Source organism: Frankia sp. CoBUL1 (genome assembly GCF_978021245.1).
Genome location: NZ_CDXDOS010000205.1, coordinates 1 through 6220 on the forward strand (window position 1 = coordinate 1; position 6220 = coordinate 6220).

Annotated in this window: 5 protein-coding genes and 1 pseudogene; 4 read left to right on the plus strand and 2 right to left on the minus strand. The window is 68.0% G+C overall.

All coding sequences use genetic code 11. The annotated features are described in order from the left end of the window. Nucleotides 1-712 precede the first annotated feature (712 nt). From AC08OX_RS13740 to AC08OX_RS13755, 4 genes are all read left to right on the plus strand, one after another. Nucleotides 713-1603, plus strand: coding sequence for a class II glutamine amidotransferase (locus AC08OX_RS13740; protein ID WP_476608183.1), 891 nt, complete (start codon nt 713-715; stop codon nt 1601-1603). Between the two features lie 167 nt (nt 1604-1770). Then, nucleotides 1771-2637, plus strand: coding sequence for an LLM class F420-dependent oxidoreductase (locus AC08OX_RS13745; RefSeq protein WP_476608184.1), 867 nt, complete (start codon nt 1771-1773; stop codon nt 2635-2637). Nucleotides 2638-3074: 437 nt separating this feature from the next. Next, nucleotides 3075-4181 carry an ABC transporter ATP-binding protein gene (locus AC08OX_RS13750; protein WP_476608185.1) on the plus strand — a complete coding sequence of 369 codons (1107 nt, stop codon included), beginning with the start codon at nt 3075-3077 and terminating at the stop codon, nt 4179-4181. Next, nucleotides 4178-4939 carry an ABC transporter permease gene (locus tag AC08OX_RS13755; RefSeq protein ID WP_476608186.1) on the plus strand — a complete coding sequence of 254 codons (762 nt, stop codon included), beginning with the start codon at nt 4178-4180 and terminating at the stop codon, nt 4937-4939. Before AC08OX_RS13750 ends, AC08OX_RS13755 begins: the two co-directional genes overlap by 4 nt. A gap of 159 nt (nt 4940-5098) precedes the next feature. On the opposite strand, the gene AC08OX_RS13760 is transcribed toward AC08OX_RS13755, so the two are convergent. After that, a complete protein-coding gene (locus AC08OX_RS13760; protein WP_476608187.1) occupies nt 5099-5545 on the minus strand; it encodes a hypothetical protein in 447 nt (148 codons plus the stop codon). A 358-nt stretch (nt 5546-5903) separates the two neighbouring features. Next, nucleotides 5904-6119 (minus strand): annotated as a pseudogene (locus tag AC08OX_RS13765) (ISAzo13-like element transposase-related protein); the annotation flags it as partial. Nucleotides 6120-6220: the final 101 nt, after the last annotated feature.

Sequence of the window (6220 nt, forward strand, 5' to 3'; positions counted from 1 at the left end):
CCGTCACACCACGCGACCTTCGCGCAGCCCTGGAGGGGGAGTGACGTCTTCATGGTCCCGCGGTTCCGGGGGGATCGAGGGAAACTTAAGGTAACGAATTGGTACGGACATCCCGGTCGGTGCCCGGAGTGGCGGTCGTACGGGTGGCCGGACACGGTTGCGGTTGTCGCCCGAGCAGGATCCGACAGTCAGGTAAGGGTTGATCATCGTGCGGTCTGACAGGCCGTCTGATCACGTGATGTGGTGCAAATTTACGGAAAAAACGGGATGCAATGGTCGCTTCGATCCGGATGTGTCACCGTTAGTGGTCCCAGGCGGTTGTCGGGTGACGACTCGGAAAGTTGATCACGGCGGGGCCGGCGGGGTGCGGGGAACACCGCCTTGCCCGTCGGCACTATGCAGCGTCCCGGCGGGCACCCGGCCAGTGCCCGGACGGGGTCCGGGTGCCGTGCGACCTCTGCTCGGCGGCCCTCACGGCGGCCCTCACGGCGGGACCGATGCGCCAGCAGGCCCTTGACGGGTTGACGAAAGCGGATTCGCGTGCAGATTCGTCGGCATGTCGCGGGCGCCGGGGCGGGGGTAACGTTGCCATTTTCGCTTCGGGGAATCGACCCGGCCACCGCTCGGTGGACCCGCGTCTGGGACGCGGGAACCAGTAGCGTCCTGGCCGGCGCAGTACCGGAGCCGTCGACATCGGCGAGGGAGGGCGTAGATGTGTCATCTGTTCGCGATGAGCAGCGGGCCGACGAGGGTGCAGGCGACTTTCTGGCTGCTGGATGCGCCGGACAGTCCCCGGGCGGCGACGCTGCGGACCCCGGAGGGGGCTGGCTTCGGCGGATTCGACGCCGAGGGCACCGCGTGGGTGGTCAAACAGGTCATCCGGAACCGGGCCGACACGGCATTCGCCCAGGAGCCGCAGCAGGTCACCTCCTCGACGTTCGTCGCGCATGTCCGGCACGCCTCCACCGGCCGGGCCTGCGAGGACAACACCCATCCGTTCGTTCGAAACGGGCGGATCTTCGCGCACAACGGCGTGATCGAGGGGCTGGACAAGCTGGACGCCGAGCTCGGTACGGCCGGTCTCCCGGTCCTCGGTGACACCGACTCGGAACGGTTCTTCGCCCTCGTCACCCGCGAGATCGACGCCTGTGACGGGGACGTCGGCGAGGGAATCGCATCCGCCGCTCGTTGGGCCGCCGAGAACCTGCCGCTGTACTCCATCAACATGATTCTCATCACGGATCGGGACCTCTGGGCTCTGCGGTATCCGGACACCAATGGCCTGTACGTCCTTCGGCGTGGCCCGGGCGGGCGCAACGAACGCCACCTTGATCACGCGAGTCCGTTCAGCGAGATCCGGGTCCGCTCTCTCGACCTGCTCACCAAGCCCGCGGTCGTGGTCGAGAGCGAGCGGATGGACGAGGACCCTCGGTGGCGGTTGATGGAGAGCGGGGAGCTGCTGCATGTGGCCGCCGATCTCACCGTGACCTCTCGGATCGTGTTGGACGGGCCGCCGGTTCACCAGCTGTCCCTCGACGAGCTGCGGCCGCAGGCCGCCGTGTCGCAGACCACCGCGGTGCCCGACCTTCCTCTGTCCGCGTGATCATTCCGGTCCCTGAATCCCCTGTATCCCCTGATCCGCCCATCCACTGAACTACCGATCCACAGATTCAACGAACCGGCCGACATGCCGGGCGTGCGTACGGGGTAGCAGACGTGATGGGGTAATGGCACGGACAGTGGCAGTTCCCTGCGCGGAAGGGGCTCGTCGTGGTAGCAGAGGTCGGCAGGATCGGGTTGTGGGCAACCGAGCGGCAGTGGCCGAAGGATGTCCCGGCCCGGGCGGAGATCGCGGCCGAGGTGGAGGCCCTCGGCGTCCCGACGGTATGGATCGGCGCGGCCAGTGGCGATCTTGAACTCGCGGCCGCGATCCTGGACAACACGGATCGGCTGGTGGTCGGTACCAGCATCCTCAACATCTGGACCGAACCGGCGGACGTCGTCGCCGATCATTACGCCATGCTGGCGAAGGCGCACCCCGACCGGATCCTGCTCGGGCTCGGTGCCGGCCACAAGGAGCTGGTGGAGAAGAGGATCGACCGTCGCTACGAGCGTCCCGTCGACGTCCTCGTCGACTATCTCGACACCCTCGACGAGCTGGGCGTCCCGCGGGCCGGCCGGGCGCTGGCCGCTCTCGGTCCCCGCGTGCTGGGGATCGCCGCGCAGCGCACCGCGGGTGCCCTGCCCTACCTCACCACCCCCGAGCACACCCGGCGCGCCGGGGAGCTGCTTGGCCCGGACGCGCTACTCGCGCCCGAGCAGATGGTCATCCTCGACACCGATCCGGCTCAGGCCCGGGCGGTCGCGCACGACACCCTCGCGTTCTACCTGAAGCTGCCGAACTACGTGAACAACCTGCGCCGTCTCGGCTTCACCGAGGACGATCTGACGGGTGCCGGCTCGCGGCGCCTCGTCGATGCCGTGGTGGCCTGGGGCGATGTGGACTCCGTGCTAGCCAGGGTCGCCGAGCACCATGAGGCCGGTGCCGATCACGTGGCCATCCAGGTGCTGACCTCCACTCCCACCCGGCTCCCGCGCGAGCAGTGGGCCCGGCTGGCGCCGGTCATCGTCGGCTGATCCGGCTGATCCGGCTGATCCGGCTGATCCGGCTGATCCGCCGGCGAGCCGAGCGGGTGCCACCTCGGCTGGTAGCCGGTCCATCCCCGACGGTCCGCCCTGGGCGATTGGTTAGCATACTGAACGTCGCCTCGGGCAAGCTGCGGGCCTGGACCAACGGTGAGCGTGACGTCACCGTGCATTTCGGCGCGGTGCTGGAAAATCTTCTGCGGGTTCACGGCCTGTTTCCTGTCGGCAGGATGACACTCCGCCGGCCGATAGCGGCTGGCTCGATGGTGGGTGCTCCGCGACGATGATGCCAACCGGGGGAGGCGCGGCCGGTCGGTGCAACTGCCTACCTGCCTACCTGCCTGCCGTCGGCGGGTCCTACCGAGCGGGCAGCAGCCCGGGTCCGGTCCGTCATCCCGACATAGTGATGTTCCACGGCAAGGAGGGGAATGATCGAGGCGCAAGGGCTCACCAAGCGGTACGGACGTACGGTCGCCGTCAACGACCTGTCCTTCACGGTGCAGCCAGGCAAGGTGACCGGTTTCCTGGGGCCGAATGGTGCGGGAAAGTCCACTACAATGCGGATGATCCTGGGGCTCGACAATCCGAGCGCAGGCCAGGTCCGTATCGACGGTAAGCGATATGCCGAGCTGAAGGAACCACTCCGCCAGGTCGGAGCGCTGCTGGAAGCGAAATGGGTGCATCCCAACCGCTCCGCCCGCTCGCACCTGCGGTGGATGGCCGCGGCGAACCGAATTCCCGGGAAGCGGGTCGACGAGGTCCTGGAGATCGTCGGGCTCACCTCGGTCGCCGGCAAGCGGGCGGGTGGCTTCTCGCTCGGGATGGCACAGCGTCTCGGGATCGCGACGGCCCTGCTGGGTGACCCGCAGGTCCTTCTCTTCGACGAGCCCGTGAATGGGCTGGACCCGGAAGGAATCCTCTGGATTCGTCAGTTCATGCATCGACTTGCGGACGAGGGCCGGACGATCTTCGTCTCTAGTCATCTACTGTCCGAGATGGCGCTGACCGCCCAGGAGCTCGTCGTCATCGGTCGCGGGCGGCTGATCGCCCAGACCAGTACCCATGCGTTCATCGACATGGCGTCCGAGTCGGCGGTCCGGGTCCGCGGGCCGGAGATGGAGCGGCTGCGTGGCGTGCTGACCGGTCAGGGCCTCGCGGTTCGAGACGTCGCCGCCGGCGACGGTGGTCCGGCGGCGTTCCTCGTGTCGAACAGCAGCACCGAGCAGGTCGGCGAGCTGGCCGGTCGGATCGGGCTCGTCCTGCACGAGCTGGCGGCGCAGCGCGGCTCGTTGGAGCAGGCGTTCATCCAACTGACCGGCGGCGAGGTGGAGTACCACGCCGGGACGCCGGGGCCGGGCGACAGCCGGTCGGCGACAGGTGCTCCGCCGGGGCCCGTGCCGGCGGGAACTGCCGCCGGTCCACTGGCCGGGACACCCCGCCAGTCGGTCGACGGTGGCGTGGATGCCGGTGGCGTGGATGCCGGTGGCGGTTCGTCGGCCTCGGCCGAGGCGGCACGAGGAGGGACTGGACGATGACACTGCTCACCGTCGAGCGGATCAAGCTGTTCTCGACCCGCTCACCGTGGTGGTGCATGATCCTGGCGGCCGCGCTCACCGTGGGGCTGACCTCGATCTTCGCGGCGGCGACCAGCGATAACGACCTCGCCGACCTCACCCCGAACGTCACCCAGTTCGCCTACAACTTCGGCCTCGTGGTGATGATGGTTATGGCCGCGCTGGCGGTCACCACCGAGTACCGCTTCAGCACGATCCGGTCCACGTTCCTCGCGGTGCCCACCCGGACGCCGGCACTGCTCGCGAAGGCCGTCGTCGTCGCCCTGCTCGCGGGGACCGTCGGCGAGCTCACCGCCTTCGCTTCCTGGGGCGTCGCCAAGCTGATCAGGCCGGATGCCCCCCTGGCCCTGGACACGGCGCAGGAGTACCGCAACGTCTTCGGTGTCGGTCTGGTCTACCTGTTCGCGGCGATCTTTGCCTTGGCTCTGGGTCTGATCATCCGGCAGTCGGCGGGCGCGATCGTGATCATGCTCGTCTACCTGTTCCTGGCGGAGAGCCTGTTGCCGGCGATCCCCCGGGTCGGTCGCCACATCCAGCACTGGCTGCCGTTTGTCAACGGCGACAACTTCATCGTCGCCGGGCAGGTGGAGCATTCCGACGGGCCGCCCGTGGTGAAGGGGATGCCCTTCGGCCCTTGGGGCTCCCTGGTGTACTTCGCCGCGATCTGCCTCGGCCTGTTCGCCATCGGGCTCGTCCTGGCCAAGCGTCGGGACGCCTGAGCCCGCCGGAGGTGCGATCTCCGTCGGCATGAGCTCTGAAGCCGTGATCATCTGACTATCTGTGATCATCGGAATGCCTGAACTCACCGGCAGGTTGCCTTCAGGCCCGGAGCCGCGGTCCACCGGTCGTCCCGCTGTGGACGCTCGGTGGACCGTAGGTCAGGCGCCCGGGCCCCACAGGTCCCGACCGGCGCGGGCCCGCTCCTGAGCCTTCATGCGAGCCTCGTGGACGTGGCGCCTCCCACCGGTGAGCCGCAGCCGGACCTGTTCGTCCACGGCAACGAAGGGGCGGTAGTAGATGTCGTCGTACTCCTCGATGATCTGGAAGGTCCACCGCCCGTCGAGGACGTTGCGTCCGTGCAGCTCCCGGCGCACATAGGAAGCCAGCTGGGGGTGGCCGGCGTCTTCCAGACCGCTAATCGCCTCCGCGAGGATCAGATCGGCCCGCCCGGAGAGTTGATGGAATTCGTAGAGCGCCCCGCGGGCCCGTTCAACCCACTCCAGCGCCTCGCTGAGCTTGCCGACCGCGTCAGCGGTCGTGTCGTCGAGGTCGGGCTGCGTGCGGTCGTCCTCTCGGCGCCCCCCGGCCGGACGATTCCCGCTCATCCGATCGGTTCGACTGCCGTCAGCCCGACTGCCGTCAGCCCGACTGCTGTCGGTTTGACTGCTGTCGGTTCGACGCCGACGGGTGTGTCTGCTCACCCTGACGGGATGCCCCGGCGGTGTCGGGTCACACCGACCTGCCGCCTCGCGCCGGGAACGACCACGACAGGCGTGCGCGCGCGCCGGGAACGACCACGAGAACCACCGGGCCGCCTCCGTGTCTCTGACGGGAAGGTATCCATTCAGGGGTGCTGGAACCTGTATCCTGAATGGATACGATCCAGAGATCGAGCTGGTACAGGATCCACGAATTCCCGGAGCTTCAAAAGCCCGACCTGTGCACGGAACCGGGGCAAGTTCAGTCTGCGGCCAGGTCGTAGACCCCATACGGCACCGCCTTCTGCGCGCCCTTCTCCGGGAAGTCGTGAGCGCGGACCCGCACCGGCTGCCCCTTGCGATGCCACTCCCGACCGGCGACGGCATAGTCGCCCAGAACTTCCTTCTTCTTCGTGTCGACGCTGACGACCGGCTGCCCCGCCGCGGTGAACTCCTTCACCCGCTCGTTGATGTAGGAGTAAGTGTTCGGTGATGTCGTGGGAGGGCTCGCCGAATGCCCGGCCGGCGTTGCCGGTCGGGTGCTGTCGGTGAGGCGAGTTAAGGCGCGGGTCCGTCGTGATC